This is a genomic window from Salinarimonas rosea DSM 21201, assembly GCF_000429045.1.
GTDB lineage: Bacteria > Pseudomonadota > Alphaproteobacteria > Rhizobiales > Beijerinckiaceae > Salinarimonas > Salinarimonas rosea.
The window spans coordinates 13,392-28,119 of sequence record NZ_AUBC01000027.1 but is presented as its reverse complement, the minus strand read 5'-3'; the positions used below and the strand labels follow the sequence as shown (position 1 = coordinate 28,119).

Genomic DNA, 14,728 nt, shown 5'->3' with positions numbered 1-14,728 from the left:
CGTCTCGGCTCCGCCGCGGCGCTTGACGCCCGGCCCGCGGCGTGGTTTGCCCTCGCGCATCCTCGCTACGCGTACCGGCGTCGATCGCCGCGAAGACCGCCTCCGTTCCGGGGAGGCGCTGGAGCCGCCATGATCCGCACCCCTCTCATGACCGTGATGGTCGATTCCGTGATGAAGGCCGCGCGCACGCTCAAGCGCGACTTCGGCGAGGTCGAGAACCTGCAGGTGTCCCGCAAGGGGCCGAGCGACTTCGTCTCCGCGGCCGACCGCAAGGCCGAGGCCACCCTGCGCGAGGCGCTGGCCAAGGCGCGGCCGGGCTACGGCTTCGTGCTGGAGGAGGGCGGCAAGGTCGAGGGCGGCGACACGCAGAACGTCTGGCACGTCGACCCGCTCGACGGCACCACGAACTTCCTGCACGGCATCCCCCAGTTCGCCATCTCGGTTGGGCTCGAGCGCGACGGCAAGATGTTCGCCGGCGTGATCTACGATCCGATCAAGGACGAGCTCTATGTCGCTGAGAAGGGCCAGGGCGCCTTCCTCAACAATCGCCGCCTGCGCGTCTCGGCGCGCACCGACCTGGCGGACTGTCTCGTCGCCTGCGGCATCCCCTTTCTCGGCCACGGCAATCATCCGGAATTCCTGCGCGAGCTCGCCACGATCATGGCGAAGGTCGCGGGCGTGCGCCGCATGGGGTCGGCCGCCCTCGACCTCGCCGCGGTCGCGGCCGGCCGGGTCGACGGCTACTGGGAGCGCAACGTCCAGAGCTACGACGTCGCCGCCGGGCTGATCCTCGTGCGCGAGGCCGGCGGCTTCGTCGCCGACGCCGACGGCGGCGAGCAGATGATGACGAAGGGCTCGGTCGTCGCCGGCAACGAGACCGTCCAGCGCGAGCTCCTGCGGATCGTGCGCGCGGCCTCCAAGGCGGGCTGAGCGCGAAGGCCGCAGCCCGGCTCGTGGCCGACACCGTGCACGACGGCTCCAGGCGAGGGCCGGAACCGCACGGTTTCCGGTAGGCGTGCGAGGCGGCTCGCGCCGGGCCCGCCGTCACCGCTCGACCAGCACCCACAGCCCGATCCGCGCGCCGGCGAAGATCGACGCGAGCGCGAGGAAGGAGCCGACGGAGAGCGTGGCCACCCCGCTCACCCCCTGCCCGATCGTGCACCCCAGGGCGGCGACGCCGCCGGTGCCCATCAGGAAGGCGCCGAAGACGTGGCGCTTCACCTCGCGCGCGTCGTCCGGCGCCTCCCAGAAGAACTCGCCGCCCGTGCGCGCGGCGAGGAAGGCGCCGGCGAGAACCCCGAGCGTGGCACCGACGGGGAAGTCGATCGCGATCCCCGTCGCCAGCGCCGCCCAGAGCAGCGTCTGCCCGAGCGGCGCGACGAAGGTGAAGCTCTCCACCCGCGCCTCCTCGAACGGGTCGACGCCGACCACGCCGGTGATCGCGAACCCCGCGGTGACCGAGAGACCGATCGCCGCGCCGGTGAGGAGGAGCTTGCGGGAGGTCCGCGTCGCCTCGTGAGCGAGCGCGAGCGCCGCGAAGCCGCCGGCGACGGCGAGCGCCAGCGTCGTCGCCGCGGCGGGTTCGAGCCCGATCAGCGCGGGCAGCGTCTGCATCTCGCGCGGGGCGAGGTCCAATGCGAGCGGGTCGATCAGCGAGGCGCGCACGACGCCGGTGAGCCCGCGCATCGCCATCAGCGCGGACAGGCCCAGCACGAGGAAGCCGAGCAGCGCCTTGAGGTCGCCGCCCCCGAGCCGCAGCAGCATGCCGAAGCCGCAGGTGCCGACGAGCGCCATGCCGAGCCCGAAGGTCAGCCCTCCGAGGAGCGCTCCCGCCCATTCGAGCCGCGGGGCGACATAGATCGTGCGCGAGAGGTCCAGACCCGCGGCGCCCACGAGCAGCACGATCCCGGCCGTCGCCACCCCGATGGCCAGCGCCCAGGCGCGCAGCCGCCGGGTGTCGCGGGCGTAGACCGCGTCCTCGATGGCGCCGAGCGTGCAGAACCGGCCCCGGCGTGCGGCGAAGCCGAGCGCCACGCCCGCGACGAAGCCGAGCAGCGTGCGCACCAGGTTGGCCGCGAGATCGTGGGGAAGCAGCTCCGCCATCAGGGGTCCGCCCGCGAGCATGCACCGAATGCGATATGTTTCACTGGTCCGTCATGGAAGATCAAGGACGAAGCAGCCCGCTCGGCCGATCGTCTGCACGCGGCGAGGCGGCCGCTGCCGCTTCTTTGGGCACGCGAGCGCCGAGCGTGGCCTTGATGCCGGAGCGCGCGGGCGCGACGATGGCGTGCCGTCCCGAGACCAGCGTCCATGCACCTGCCCCGCCCCGCCGCCGACCCCGCCCCGCCGCGCTGGATCCGCGCCGCGGGGGGCGTGCGCATCGCGCTCGGCACCACGGCGCGCGGCACCGCGCCGATGGCGATCGCCGAGCGCGGAGGCTACAGGGTGCGCTTCGTCCGCGCGAGCGGGCGCTGCGAGGGCGTCTACCTCAACACCGGCGGCGGGCTCGCCGGGGGCGACGACCTCGCGCTCGACGTCTCGCTCGCCCCCGGCGCGGCGGCGACGCTGACGACGCAGGCGGCCGAGAAGGTCTACCGTGCGCAGGGCGACGCCGCGACGATGCGCGTCGCGCTCGATCTCGGGCCGGGCGCGGCGCTCGACTGGCTGCCGCAGGAGCAGATCCTGTTCGAGGGGGCGCGGCTCCATCGCACGATCGATGTCGCCATGGCCGCGGACGCCAGGCTGCTCATGGTCGAGGCCGCCGTCTTCGGCCGCCTCGCGATGGGCGAGACGGTGGAGACCGGGGCGCTGCGGGATCGCTGGCGCATCCGCCGCGACCGGCGCCTCGTCTTCGCCGAGGACCTGCGGCTGGAGGGGGGCGTCGCCGAGATCCTGGCGCGCCCCGCCTGCGGCGGCGGCGCGCGTGCGCTGGCCACCGTGCTCCTCGTGTCGCCCGATGCCGAGGCGCGCGTCGAGGACGCGCGCGCGGCGCTCGGGGACGCATCGGTGGAAAGCGCCGCGGGCGGCTTCGACGGCATGCTGATCGCCCGCTTCCTCTCGCCCGATCCGCGCCGGCTTCGCGCCGATCTCGCCCGCTTCCTCGCGCGGCTCTCCGGGCGCCCCCTGCCCCGTTCCTGGTCCACCTGAGGTGCCCCGATGAAGCTCTCCCCCCGCGAGAAGGACAAGCTCCTCGTCGCCATGGCGGCGATGGTGGCACGCCGGCGGCTCGAGCGCGGCGTCAAGCTGAACTACCCCGAGGCCATCGCTCTGATCACCGACTACGTCGTCGAGGGCGCCCGCGACGGCCGCACCGTCGCCGAGCTGATGGCGGCCGGCGCGCACGTGATCACGGCCGAGCAGGTGATGCCCGGCGTCGCCGAGATGATCCACGACGTGCAGGTGGAGGCGACCTTCCCGGACGGGACGAAGCTCGTGACCGTGCACGAGCCGATCCGCGGCGCGACGCAGGAGCTCGTCCCCGGCGCGGTCTGCCCGATGGAGGGCGAGATCGTGCTCAACGAGGGCCGCGAGACGCTCACGCTCGAGGTCTCCAACACCGGCGACCGACCGATCCAGGTGGGGTCGCACTACCATTTCGCCGAGACCAACGGCGCGTTGGCCTTCGACCGCGACAAGGCGCGCGGCATGCGCCTCGACATCCCCGCCGGCACCGCCGTGCGCTTCGAGCCGGGCCAGACGCGCGAGGTGACGCTGGTGGCGCTCTCGGGCGAGCGGAAGGTGTACGGGTTCCAGGGGAAGGTGATGGGGGCGTTGTGAGGGCGGTGTGGTAGGATCGGCACGACGGAGGAGCAGGGCATGGGATCGCATGCGACGATCGGCGAGGACGGATCGGTGGCCGTGCCGGAGGACGTCCGGCGGGCGCTGGGCCTGAAGGCGGGAGACCGGGTGGAGTTCACGCTCATGCCCGATGGAAAAGTTCAGCTCGGCCCAGCCGCCGCGCCGATCCGTGGCGAGGAAACGGCGGAGAAGACCCCCGGCGCCGGCCTGCTGGGCCTCGTAGGTTCCCTCCGCGGCTACGGCCCGCTGCCGCCCCGCGAGGAGATCCACCGTCTGATCGGCGAGGAGATCTTGAAGAAGGGGCGCTCATGAGCGAGCCGTCGGGCATCGACACCAACGTGCTCGTGCGGCTGATGCTGGAGGACGATCCGGACCAGGCCCGCAAGGGGCGTGCGCTCCTGGCGCGGATCTCGCCGATCCTGGTCAACCCCGTCGTCCTTGCCGAGCTGTTCTGGGTGTTGCGCTCCTGCCTCAAGCTCGAGCGCGCGGCTATCTCGGATCGGCTCAGACGTTTGCTGCATGACGATGCCGTCGTCGTGGTGGACGGCGCAGCGGCGCGTGCGGCGCTCGCCGACTACGAAGCGAACCTCGGCGACTTCTCGGACCGCCTCATCGCTTGCATCAACGAGGCCCACGGCGCGTCGCAAACCTACACGTTCGATCGCAAGGCTGCCCGCCATCCGCCGCTCGCCATCGTGCCCTGACGCCCCCCGGAAAGGCCCCACCGCCAGAAAGGCCCCGCCCATGCCCTACCGCATCTCCCGCGCCGCCTATGCCGACATGTTCGGCCCCACGGTCGGCGATCTCGTGCGGCTCGCCGACACCGAGCTGACGATCCGCGTGGAGCGCGACTTCACGGTCTACGGCGAGGAGGTGAAGTTCGGCGGCGGCAAGGTGATCCGCGACGGGATGGGGCAGAGCCAGGCCACCAACGCGCAGGGCGCGGTCGATACGGTGATCACCAACGCGCTCGTCGTCGATCACTGGGGGATCGTGAAGGCGGACGTGGGGCTCAAGAACGGGCGCATCGTCGCCATCGGCAAGGCGGGCAACCCGGACGTCCAGCCGGGGGTGGACATCGTGGTGGGGCCGGGGACGGAGGCGATCGCGGGCGAGGGCCGGATCCTCACCGCCGGCGGCTTCGACTCGCATATCCACTTCATCTGCCCGCAGCAGGTGGAGGACGCGCTGATGTCGGGCGTCACCACCATGCTCGGCGGCGGCACCGGCCCCGCCGACGGCACCAACGCCACCACCTGCACGCCCGGCCCCTTCCACATGGCGCGCATGCTGGAAGCCGCCGACGGGCTGCCGATGAACCTCGCCTTCTCCGGCAAGGGCAACGCCGCCCTGCCCGGCGCGCTGGTCGAGATGATCGAGGCCGGCGCCTGCGCGCTCAAGCTGCACGAGGACTGGGGGACGACGCCGCAGGCGATCGACACCTGCCTGTCGGTGGCGGACGAATACGATATCCAGGTGATGATCCACACCGACACGTTGAACGAGTCGGGCTTCGTCGAGAACACGATCGCCGCCTTCGAGGGCCGCACCATCCACGCCTTCCACACCGAGGGCGCCGGCGGCGGGCACGCGCCCGACATCATCAAGGTGGCTGGGCTCCCCAACGTGCTGCCCTCCTCCACCAACCCGACCCGGCCCTTCACGGTGAACACGATCGACGAGCATCTCGACATGCTCATGGTCTGCCACCACCTCGACCCGTCGATCCCCGAGGATCTCGCCTTCGCCGAGAGCCGCATCCGCAAGGAGACGATCGCGGCGGAGGACATCCTGCACGACATCGGCGCCCTCTCGATGATGGCGTCCGACAGCCAGGCCATGGGCCGCGTCGGCGAGGTGATCACCCGTACCTGGCAGACCGCGCACAAGATGAAGACGCAGCGCGGCGCGCTGGCGGAGGATGCCGGATCGGGGGCGGACAATTTCCGGGTGAAGCGCTACATTGCCAAGTACACGATCAACCCGGCGATCGCCCACGGCATCTCGCGCCACATCGGCTCGATCGAGGTCGGCAAGATGGCCGACCTGGTGCTGTGGGACCCCGCCTTCTTCGGGGTGAAGCCGCATCTCGTGCTCAAGGGCGGCGCCATCGTCGCCGCCGCCATGGGCGATCCCAACGCCTCGATCCCGACGCCGCAGCCGGTCCACTACCGCCCGATGTTCGCGGCCTTCGGCAAGGCGCTGGCGGCGACCTCGGTGACCTTCGTCTCCAAGGCCGCCATGGAGCGGGACGTGCGCGGCCGGCTGGGGCTCTCGAAGCAGACGATCGCCGTCGAGAACGTCCGCTCCGGCATCTCCAAGGCCGACATGATCCACAACTCCGCCTGTCCGGCGATCACCGTCGACCCGGAAACCTACGCGGTGACGGCGGACGGCGAGCTCCTCGTCTGCCAGCCGGCCGAGAGCCTGCCGCTGGCGCAGCGGTATTTCCTGTTCTGAGCGGGTGTCGCCCTTTCGCCCCGCGCAAAGCTCCCCTTCCTTCCGCCCGTGTTGCGCCCGCCCGCCGCCCCCGTATAGAAACGCGTTCCAGGTAGGAACAGGGGGCACGCGTGACGAAGAGCATTTCCGAGGACCTGAAGTCCGGCGCCCTCTTCTACCATCGCCATCCCCGCCCCGGTAAGCTCGAGATCCAGCCGACGAAGCCGCTCGGCAACCAGCGCGACCTGGCGCTGGCCTACTCGCCCGGCGTCGCCGCCGCCTGCGAGGCGATCGTCGACGATCCCGGCGAGGCCGCGACCCTCACCGCCCGGCAGAACCTCGTCGCCGTCGTCACGAACGGCACCGCCGTGCTCGGGCTCGGCAACATCGGCCCGCTCGCCTCCAAGCCCGTGATGGAGGGCAAGGCGGTCCTGTTCAAGAAGTTCGCCGGCATCGACGTGTTCGACATCGAGGTGGCGCAGACGGACGTCGACGCGCTCGTCGAGACCGTGGCGGCGCTGGAGCCGACTTTCGGCGGCATCAACCTCGAGGACATCAAGGCGCCCGAGTGCTTCGAGGTCGAGGAGCGGCTGAAGGCCCGCATGGGCATCCCCGTCTTCCACGACGACCAGCACGGCACCGCCATCATCGTCGGCGCGGCGGTGACGAACGCGCTCGCGCTGTCGGGCAAGAAGATCGACGAGATCAAGATCGTCGCCTCCGGCGCCGGCGCGGCCGCGCTCGCCTGCCTCAACCTGCTGCTGACGCTCGGCGTGAGGCGCGAGAACGTCTGGGTGACGGACATCGAGGGCGTCGTCTACGAGGGCCGCGAGGCGCTGATGGACCGCTGGAAGGCGGCCTACGCCCAGAAGACCGACAAGCGCACGCTGGCGGAGGTGATCGAGGGCGCCGACGTCTTCCTGGGCCTTTCCGCGGCCGGCGTGCTCAAGCCGGAATACCTCGCCGGCATGGCCCAGCTGCCCCTGATCATGGCGCTGGCCAACCCGACTCCGGAGATCATGCCCGACCTCGCACAGGAGGTGCGCCCGGACGCGATGATCTGCACCGGGCGCTCGGACTTCCCCAACCAGGTCAACAACGTCCTGTGCTTCCCCTACATCTTCCGCGGGGCGCTCGACGTCGGCGCCACCACGATCAACGAGGAGATGAAGGCCGCGGCGGTGAAGGCCATCGCCGCGCTGGCGCGGGAGGCGCCGTCCGAGGTGGTGGCGCGGGCCTATGGCGGCGAGGCGCGGCCCTTCGGCAAGGAGTCGCTGATCCCGAGCCCGTTCGATCCGCGCCTGATCCTGCGTATCGCTCCCGCAGTCGCCAGGGCGGCGATGGGCTCCGGCGTCGCGGCGCGGCCGCTGCCGGACCTCAAGGCCTACGAGGACTCGCTGGGCGGCTTCGTCTTCCGCTCGGGCTTCATCATGAAGCCGCTCTTCGCCGCGGCGAAAGCCGCGCCCAAGCGCGTGATCTACGCCGAGGGCGAGGACGAGCGGGTGCTGCGGGCGGCGCAGGTCGTCATCGAGGAGGGCATCGCCCGCCCCATCCTGATCGGCCGCCCGGCCGTCGTGCAGACGCGCCTCGATCGCTTCGGGCTCTCCCTCGAGATCGGCCGCGACGTCGACCTGATCAACCCCGAGGACGACCCGCGCTACCGCGACTATGTCGCCACCTATCTCGAGATCGCCGGGCGCCAGGGCATCACGCCCGACGCCGCCCGCACGCTGGTGCGCACCAACGCCACCGTCATTGCTGCGCTCGCCGTGCAGCGCGGCGACGCGGACGCACTGATCTGCGGGCTCGAGGGGCGCTTCCAGTCGAACCTGCGGCACCTGCGCACCATCATCGGCCTCGCACCCGGCGCGCGGGACTTCGCGGCGCTCTCGCTGATGATCACGAGCAAGGGCGCCTACTTCCTCGCCGACACACACGTGCGGCCGGACCCGACGGCGGAGGAGATCGCCGACGTCGCCTGCGCCTGCGCGAGCCACGTCGCCCGTTTCGGCCTCGACCCGAAGATCGCGCTCGTCTCGCATTCGGACTTCGGCGCGGTGGACACGCCCTCCGCCCGCAAGATGCGCCAGGCCCTGGAGCTGATCCGCGAGCGCGCGCCCGCGCTCGAGGTGGACGGGGAGATGCAGGCGGACACCGCGCTCCTCCAGGTTACGCGCGACCGGGTGCTGCCGCACTCGCGGCTGACCGGCGAGGCCAACGTGCTGATCATGCCCAACCTCGACGCCGCCAACATCGCCTACCAGCTCACGAAGGTGATGGCGGACGCCCTGCCGGTCGGGCCGATCCTGATCGGCCCCGCGAAGCCCGCCCACGTGGTGACGCCGTCGGTGACGGCGCGGGGCATCGTCAACATGACGGCCGTCGCGGTCGTAGAGGCGCAGGCGGGGCTCTGACCCCGCCCGCCTCCGGCTCGCCGCTCAGGCGGCGCGGACGCGCTGGAGGAAGTCCGCCACGCGGGTCTCGAGCGCTCCGGCGGCCCCGCTGAGCGATTCCGCCGACACCCGCACCTCGCCGGACATGCGGCCGGTCTCGGCTGCCGCCTGCGTCATCGCCGACATGGCCTCGGAGACGGCGCTCGTGCCCTTGGCGGCCTCGTTGACGTTGCGGGCGATCTCGTTCGTCGTCGCCCCCTGCTCCTCGGCGGCGGACGCGACCAGGGACGCCCCCTCGCGGATCTCGCCGATCATCTGGCCGATGCGCTCGACGGCCTCGATCGTGACGCCGGTCGCGGTCTGCATGGCGGCCATCTCGGCATCGATCCGCTCGGTCGTCTTCGTCGTCTGCTCGGCGAGCGACTTCACCTCGGCGGCGACGACGGCGAAGCCGCGGCCCGCTTCGCCCGCGCGCGCCGCCTCGATCGTGGCGTTGAGCGCGAGGAGGTTGGTCTTCTCGGCCACCTCGCGGATGAGGACCGTCATGGCGGCGACGCGGCCGACCACCTCGCGCAGGGCGGCGACCGAGGCCGTCGTACGCCCGGCCTCCTCGTTCGCCACGTTGGCACCGTTCGCAGCGCCGGTGATGGAGCGCACGACGTCCGCGATGGCGGCGGAGAGCTCCTCGCTCGCCGCCGCGACGGCGCCGACATTGGTGCTCGCCTGCTCGGCCGCGGCCGAGACGGTGAGGACCTGGCTCTCGGTCTCCTCCGCCACGGAGGAGAGCGCGGTGGCGTTGCTGCGCAGCTGCTCGGCCGCGCTGCCGACGTCGCCGACGACGCCGGCGACGGCCTCCTCGAACTCGTCGGCGAGGCGCAGCATCGCGTCGCGGCTCGCGCGCTCGGCGGCCTGCTTCTGCTCGGCGGCCTCGCGCTCCGCGTCCCTGCCGCGGCGCAGGCTCTCGCGCAGGTCGAGCGCCGCGGTGGCGAGCGTGCCGATCTCGTCGCGCCGCGATGCGCCCGTCACCTCGACGGCGAGATCGCCGCCGGCGAGCGCACGGATGCACGAGACGATACTCTGCAGCGGCGCCGTGATGCCGAAGCGGGAGACGGAGAAGCCGAGCGTGATGCCGACGAGCGTGCCGAGGACGGCGATCGTCACCAGGACGACCTCGCTCGTTCGCGCGACCTCGCGCGCGTCGGCTGCGACCTGAACGGCCAGCCCCTCGCTCGCGTCCGTCAACCGGTCGAGCGTCGCGGTCAGGTTCGCGACGTCCTCCCGGCTCTTCGCGACGAGGTCCGCGAGCTGGGCCTGGGCCTCGTCGACGGCACGCCCGCGCTGCCGCTCGCCCTCGGCTATGATGGCGTCGAGATCGGTGAAGAAGGTCTGGGACAGACGCGCGATGTCGCGCATCATGGCCCGGCGCTCACCGTCCTCGATCATCGCGTCGAGCTGGACCATGCGCGCCTCGAAGCTGCGGCGCCGCTCCACGATGTCGGCGCGAGAGTCGTCGACCTTCGACGGCTCCGCCAGGATCCTGTACTCGCTGCGCGAGATGTCGAGGGCATCCTGGTTGATTCCCGCGACGAGCTTGATCTGCTGGGTCGTCGCCTCGAGGCGCGCCGTCGCCTGCGCCACGGTTTCGAGGCTGTTGTACGCGACCGTCGCGACACCGATCGTCGCGACTGCCATCGTCGCGATCACCAGAGCTATCTTGGCCCCTACCGACACACGTCCGAGCATCGTTCTTCTCCGCACTCCAGAATACTTCCTTGCTTGGGGTGGCATGACGCTGCGGCGTCCCACGTTTACGAAGGTTTAAGCGCTGTGATTTTGGAGTTAATTCCATCACTGTATTCAAAACTAAAACGATTATGACGTGAAACTACGTAGGAACATCCAGGGCGGCGAATCGCCTCCTTCTCCGAGCGGAATAGCGCCGACCGCTTCCGGACCGCCGGCCGGAGCGCGCCCTCGCGCACGTGAACCGGCCGGGCGCCTGCCGCACGGCCGAAGCCGCGACCGAAATCGACCGGCCCCATCGAACCTCCCGCGCCCCCGCACCGACCAACCTCGTGCAAGGGCGTCGTCGGCGCCCCGCCGGCCGCGAGAGAGCGGCACGGCTCGACACACGGGAGATCAGGACCATGCGCAAGACCCTCGCCATCGCCGCCCTCGCCGCGCTCTCGCTCGGCGCCTTCGCCGCCATGGGTGGCGGCACCGCCGAGGCGCAGCTCCAGCTGCGCGCGCCGGCGCCGCAGCCCGGCACCTGCAAGGCCGCTCCCGTGATGGCCCAGGGCCCCAGCGCCGCCGCCGCGCAGGCGGTCTGGGCGAACCAGGTGAGCGCCGTCCACGGCGCGAACTGGTCGATCTGGGCCGGCGCCGCCGACAAGTCCGTGGTTCCGACCGCCGCCGGCGGCACGACCTGGCAGGCGCGCGCCCGGCCGTGCTTCTACCATCCGGTCCGCTGAGCCGGCGCGTCGCCGCGCACGAGCCCGCCCGGCCCGTCCGGGCGGGCTTGCGTCGCGCGGCGCACCGGCGCTAGCGTCGCGCCTCGCGGCGCGCGCCCGCGCCAGGAGACGCCATGAGCCCGGCCACGTTGCGTATCGTCCTGGGGCTCGCGCTGGGGCTCGTCGGCGTCGTGATCTTCGGCGGCACGCTGCCGTTCACGCGTCTGGCCGTCGCCGGGCTCGACCCGTGGTTCGTCATGACGGGACGCGCGGCCGCAGCCGGGTGCATCGCGGGCGTCGTCCTGGTCTGCACGATGCGGCGCCGGCCGAGCCCCGCGCATCTGGGACGCCTCGCCCTGATCTCCTTCTGCCTCGTGGGTGTGTTCCCGCTCGCGACCGGCCTCGCGATGACGACCGTCGAGGCGTCGCACGGGGGAGTCGTGCTCGGCCTGCTCCCTCTGGCGACCGCCATCGCGGCCTCGGTCGTGGCCCGGGAGCGCCTGCCGGCGGCATTCTGGGCGGCGGCGCTGGTGGGGGCGGCCGTCGTGACGGCCTTCGCGCTGCGCGAGGGCGTCGACGGCGTCGGCGCGGGAGACGGCTACCTCGCTCTCGCGGCGGTCGGGGCGGCGCTGGGCTATGCCTGGTCCGGACTGGCCGCCCGCGACATGCCGGGCTGGGAGGTGATCTCCTGGGCGCTCGTGCTCGCCCTGCCGGTGACGATCCCCGCCAGCCTCCTGCTGATGCCGGCCGGACCCGCGGCGGTGCCTCTCTCCTCCTGGATCGGCTTCGCCTACGTGACGCTGCTGAGCCAGTATCTCGGCTTCTTCGCCTGGAACACCGGGCTCGCGCTGGGCGGCATCGCCCGCGTCGGGCAGGTCCAGCTCCTCCAGGTGTTCGTGACGCTCGCGATCGCGGCCGTGCTGAACGGCGAGCGGGTGGAGCCGGTGACCTGGGTCGTCGCCGGCATGGTCGTCGCGACCGTGGTCGTCGCCGCGCGGGTTCGGCCCGCGGCGAAGCCGGGCCGAGGGCGCACCGCGCCGCCGGCACCCTGAGGCTCGGAAAACGCGAAGGGGCGGCCCCATCGGGGCCGCCCCTCGCGCGTGTCGTTCTCGTGGCGCCGACGCGGCGCCGGATCGGCCTCAGGCGGCCTCGGCCTCGTCGGCCTCCGCCGAGGGACCGGAATCCTGGCCCTTCGCGTCCGGATCGCGATCGACGAACTCGATCACAGCCATCGGCGCGTTGTCGCCGTAGCGGAAGCCGGCCTTGAGGACGCGGGTGTAGCCACCCTGGCGGTCCTTGTAGCGCGGGCCGAGCACGTCGAAGAGCTTCTTGACGAGCGTCTCGTCCTGGATGCGGGCGATCGCCTGGCGCCGGGCGTGCAGGTCGCCGCGCTTGCCGAGCGTGATCAGCTTCTCGACGACGGGACGCAGATCCTTCGCCTTCGGCAGCGTGGTGACGATCTGCTCGTGCTTGATCAGGGCCTGGGCGAGGTTCTTGAACATCGCCTTGCGATGCTCGGGGGTGCGGTTGAAGCGACGACCGCGGAATCCGTGACGCATGGTGGCTCTCCTTCGTTGCCGGCCGCCGTGCCAAGGAACGGCCGATCGTCTTGGTCGGAACGGTGCCCCCGCCGCGCGGCGGGGGCCCGGGATCTCAGTAGTGCTCCTCGAAGCGCTTGGCGAGATCGTCGATGTTCTCCGGCGGCCAGCCGGGCACTTCCATGCCCAGGTGCAGGCCCATGCCGGCGAGCACTTCCTTGATCTCGTTCAAGGACTTGCGGCCGAAGTTCGGCGTGCGCAGCATCTCGGCTTCCGTCTTCTGGATCAGGTCGCCGATGTAGACGATGTTGTCGTTCTTCAGGCAGTTCGCCGAGCGCACCGAGAGCTCGAGCTCGTCCACCTTCTTGAGCAGCGCCGGCGGGAAGGGCAGCTGCGGCGAGACGGAGGCCGGCTCGTCCTTGCGGGGCTCCTCGAAGTTCACGAAGATGGCGAGCTGGTCCTGGATGATGCGCGCGGCGTAGGCGAGCGCGTCCTCCGGCGTCAGCGAGCCGTCGGTCTCGATCGTCATCGTGAGCTTGTCGTAGTCGAGAATCTGGCCCTCGCGGGTGTTCTCGACGCGGTAGGAGACCTTGCGCACCGGCGAGTACAGCGCATCGACCGGGATCAGGCCGATCGGCGCGTCCTCGGGACGGTTGCGGTCCGCCGAGACGTAGCCCTTGCCGGTGTTGACCGTGAACTCCATCCGGATCTCGGCGCCCTCGTCGAGGGTGCACAGGACCAGATCGGGGTTGAGGATCTCGACGTCGCCCACCGTGTTGATGTCGCCGGCGGTGACGAGGCCGGGGCCCGTCTTGCGCAGCGTCATGCGCTTGGGGCCGTCGCCCTGCATGCGGATGGCGATCGCCTTGATGTTCAGGACGATGTCCGTCACGTCCTCGCGGACGCCCGGGATCGACGAGAACTCGTGCAGCACGCCGTCGATCTGCACGGCGCTGACCGCCGCGCCCTGGAGCGACGACAGGAGCACGCGCCGCAGCGCGTTGCCGAACGTGGTGCCGAAGCCGCGCTCGAGGGGCTCGGCGACGACGGTGGCGACGCGCTTGGGATCGTCACCGGCACTGACCTGAAGCTTGTTCGGCTTGATCAGCTCTTGCCAATTCTTCTGGATCACGACCTCACCTCTCGTGAGACGGGCATGGCGGAAAGGCGCGCGGCGCGCCGAACCGATCGATGCGCGCCGCGCCGGCCCGCGAGCGGGATCCGGCATGCGCGGCGCGCGGGCGGCGCGATGTCAGACGCGGCGACGCTTGCGCGGACGGCAGCCGTTGTGCGGGATCGGCGTAACGTCGCGGATGGAGGTGACGGTGAAGCCCGCCGCCTGGAGCGCGCGCAGCGCCGACTCGCGGCCGGAGCCGGGGCCGGAGACCTCGACCTCGAGGGTGCGCATGCCGTGCTCGGCGGCCTTGCGGGCAGCGTCCTCGGCGGCGACCTGGGCCGCATACGGGGTCGACTTGCGCGAGCCCTTGAAGCCCATCATGCCCGCCGACGACCAGGAGATCGTGTTGCCCTGCGCGTCGGTGATGGTGATCATCGTGTTGTTGAACGAGGCGTTCACGTGCGCGACGCCGGAAACGATGTTCTTGCGCTCGCGGCGACGAACGCGGGTGGTGTCCTTTGCCATCTGTCCTCAAGTCCTTCTGGCGCGCCCGTAATGCCAGGCGCTCGGGATCGGCGGGCGACGCGCGGCGCCGCCCGAAATCTCACTGCACGGTCACTTCTTCTTGCCGGCGATCGGCTTCGCCTTGCCCTTGCGGGTGCGGGCGTTGGTGTGCGTGCGCTGACCGCGGACCGGCAGGTTGCGGCGATGGCGCAGGCCCCGATAGACGCCGAGGTCCATCAGGCGCTTGATGTTCATCGACACCTCGCGGCGCAGGTCGCCCTCGACCACGTAGTCGCGGTCGATGGTCTCGCGGACCTGGAGGACCTCCGCGTCGGTGAGCTCGTTCACGCGGCGCTCGGCCGGGATCGAGACCTTGTCGCAGATCTCCTGGGCCTTCTTGGACCCGATGCCGTGAATGTACTGCAGCGCGATGACGACGCGCTTGTTGGTCGGGATGTTGACGCCTGCGATACGTGCCACGTCTCGTCT

Annotated in this window: 15 protein-coding genes; 9 read left to right on the top strand and 6 right to left on the bottom strand. The window is 71.3% G+C overall.

Annotated elements, in window-relative coordinates; all coding sequences use genetic code 11:
- Positions 1-129 precede the first annotated feature (129 nt).
- Positions 130-930: an inositol monophosphatase family protein gene (locus tag G407_RS0118040; RefSeq protein WP_029031957.1), complete on the top strand. Its 801-nt coding sequence runs from the start codon at positions 130-132 to the stop codon at positions 928-930.
- A gap of 114 nt (positions 931-1,044) precedes the next feature.
- Here G407_RS0118040 and G407_RS0118035 read toward each other — a convergent pair whose 3' ends face one another.
- Positions 1,045-2,103 (bottom strand): YeeE/YedE family protein, encoded by a 1,059-nt coding sequence (locus tag G407_RS0118035; protein ID WP_029031956.1) that lies wholly within the window; start codon positions 2,101-2,103, stop codon positions 1,045-1,047.
- Positions 2,104-2,310: 207 nt separating this feature from the next.
- Between G407_RS0118035 and G407_RS0118030 the strand changes: the two genes are divergently transcribed.
- The 6 genes from G407_RS0118030 to G407_RS0118005 all read left to right on the top strand — a co-directional run bounded on the left by G407_RS0118030 (position 2,311) and on the right by G407_RS0118005 (position 8,651).
- Positions 2,311-3,147, top strand: coding sequence for an urease accessory protein UreD (locus G407_RS0118030; protein WP_043540132.1), 837 nt, complete (start codon positions 2,311-2,313; stop codon positions 3,145-3,147).
- A gap of 9 nt (positions 3,148-3,156) precedes the next feature.
- Positions 3,157-3,777, top strand: coding sequence for an urease subunit gamma (locus G407_RS28490; protein ID WP_052341537.1), 621 nt, complete (start codon positions 3,157-3,159; stop codon positions 3,775-3,777).
- 39 nt (positions 3,778-3,816) lie between these two features.
- Positions 3,817-4,110, top strand: coding sequence for an AbrB/MazE/SpoVT family DNA-binding domain-containing protein (locus tag G407_RS28485; protein ID WP_043540131.1), 294 nt, complete (start codon positions 3,817-3,819; stop codon positions 4,108-4,110).
- Positions 4,107-4,502 carry a type II toxin-antitoxin system VapC family toxin gene (locus G407_RS28480; RefSeq protein WP_052341536.1) on the top strand — a complete coding sequence of 132 codons (396 nt, stop codon included), beginning with the start codon at positions 4,107-4,109 and terminating at the stop codon, positions 4,500-4,502. The genes G407_RS28485 and G407_RS28480 overlap by 4 nt, the downstream gene beginning before the upstream one ends.
- Before the next feature lie 40 nt (positions 4,503-4,542).
- Positions 4,543-6,258, top strand: coding sequence for an urease subunit alpha (gene ureC / locus G407_RS0118010; protein WP_029031954.1), 1,716 nt, complete (start codon positions 4,543-4,545; stop codon positions 6,256-6,258).
- Positions 6,259-6,368: 110 nt separating this feature from the next.
- A complete protein-coding gene (locus tag G407_RS0118005; protein ID WP_029031953.1) occupies positions 6,369-8,651 on the top strand; it encodes an NADP-dependent malic enzyme in 2,283 nt (760 codons plus the stop codon).
- Positions 8,652-8,675: 24 nt separating this feature from the next.
- Here G407_RS0118005 and G407_RS28475 read toward each other — a convergent pair whose 3' ends face one another.
- Positions 8,676-10,373 carry a methyl-accepting chemotaxis protein gene (locus G407_RS28475; RefSeq protein ID WP_280742664.1) on the bottom strand — a complete coding sequence of 566 codons (1,698 nt, stop codon included), beginning with the start codon at positions 10,371-10,373 and terminating at the stop codon, positions 8,676-8,678.
- Positions 10,374-10,777: 404 nt separating this feature from the next.
- Between G407_RS28475 and G407_RS0117995 the strand changes: the two genes are divergently transcribed.
- Positions 10,778-11,101, top strand: coding sequence for a hypothetical protein (locus G407_RS0117995; RefSeq protein WP_029031952.1), 324 nt, complete (start codon positions 10,778-10,780; stop codon positions 11,099-11,101).
- A 113-nt stretch (positions 11,102-11,214) separates the two neighbouring features.
- The gene (locus tag G407_RS0117990; protein ID WP_029031951.1) at positions 11,215-12,132 is read left to right on the top strand and encodes a DMT family transporter; all 918 of its coding nucleotides are present in this window, start codon (positions 11,215-11,217) and stop codon (positions 12,130-12,132) included.
- Between the two features lie 87 nt (positions 12,133-12,219).
- Here G407_RS0117990 and rplQ read toward each other — a convergent pair whose 3' ends face one another.
- From rplQ to rpsM, 4 genes are all read right to left on the bottom strand, one after another.
- Positions 12,220-12,639 carry a 50S ribosomal protein L17 gene (rplQ, locus tag G407_RS0117985; protein ID WP_029031950.1) on the bottom strand — a complete coding sequence of 140 codons (420 nt, stop codon included), beginning with the start codon at positions 12,637-12,639 and terminating at the stop codon, positions 12,220-12,222.
- 94 nt (positions 12,640-12,733) lie between these two features.
- Positions 12,734-13,750, bottom strand: a complete 1,017-nt coding sequence (locus G407_RS0117980; protein WP_029031949.1) for a DNA-directed RNA polymerase subunit alpha — start codon at positions 13,748-13,750, stop codon at positions 12,734-12,736.
- A 120-nt stretch (positions 13,751-13,870) separates the two neighbouring features.
- Positions 13,871-14,260, bottom strand: coding sequence for a 30S ribosomal protein S11 (gene rpsK, locus G407_RS0117975; RefSeq protein ID WP_029031948.1), 390 nt, complete (start codon positions 14,258-14,260; stop codon positions 13,871-13,873).
- 90 nt (positions 14,261-14,350) lie between these two features.
- The gene (rpsM, locus tag G407_RS0117970) at positions 14,351-14,719 is read right to left on the bottom strand and encodes a 30S ribosomal protein S13 (protein ID WP_029031947.1); all 369 of its coding nucleotides are present in this window, start codon (positions 14,717-14,719) and stop codon (positions 14,351-14,353) included.
- Positions 14,720-14,728: the final 9 nt, after the last annotated feature.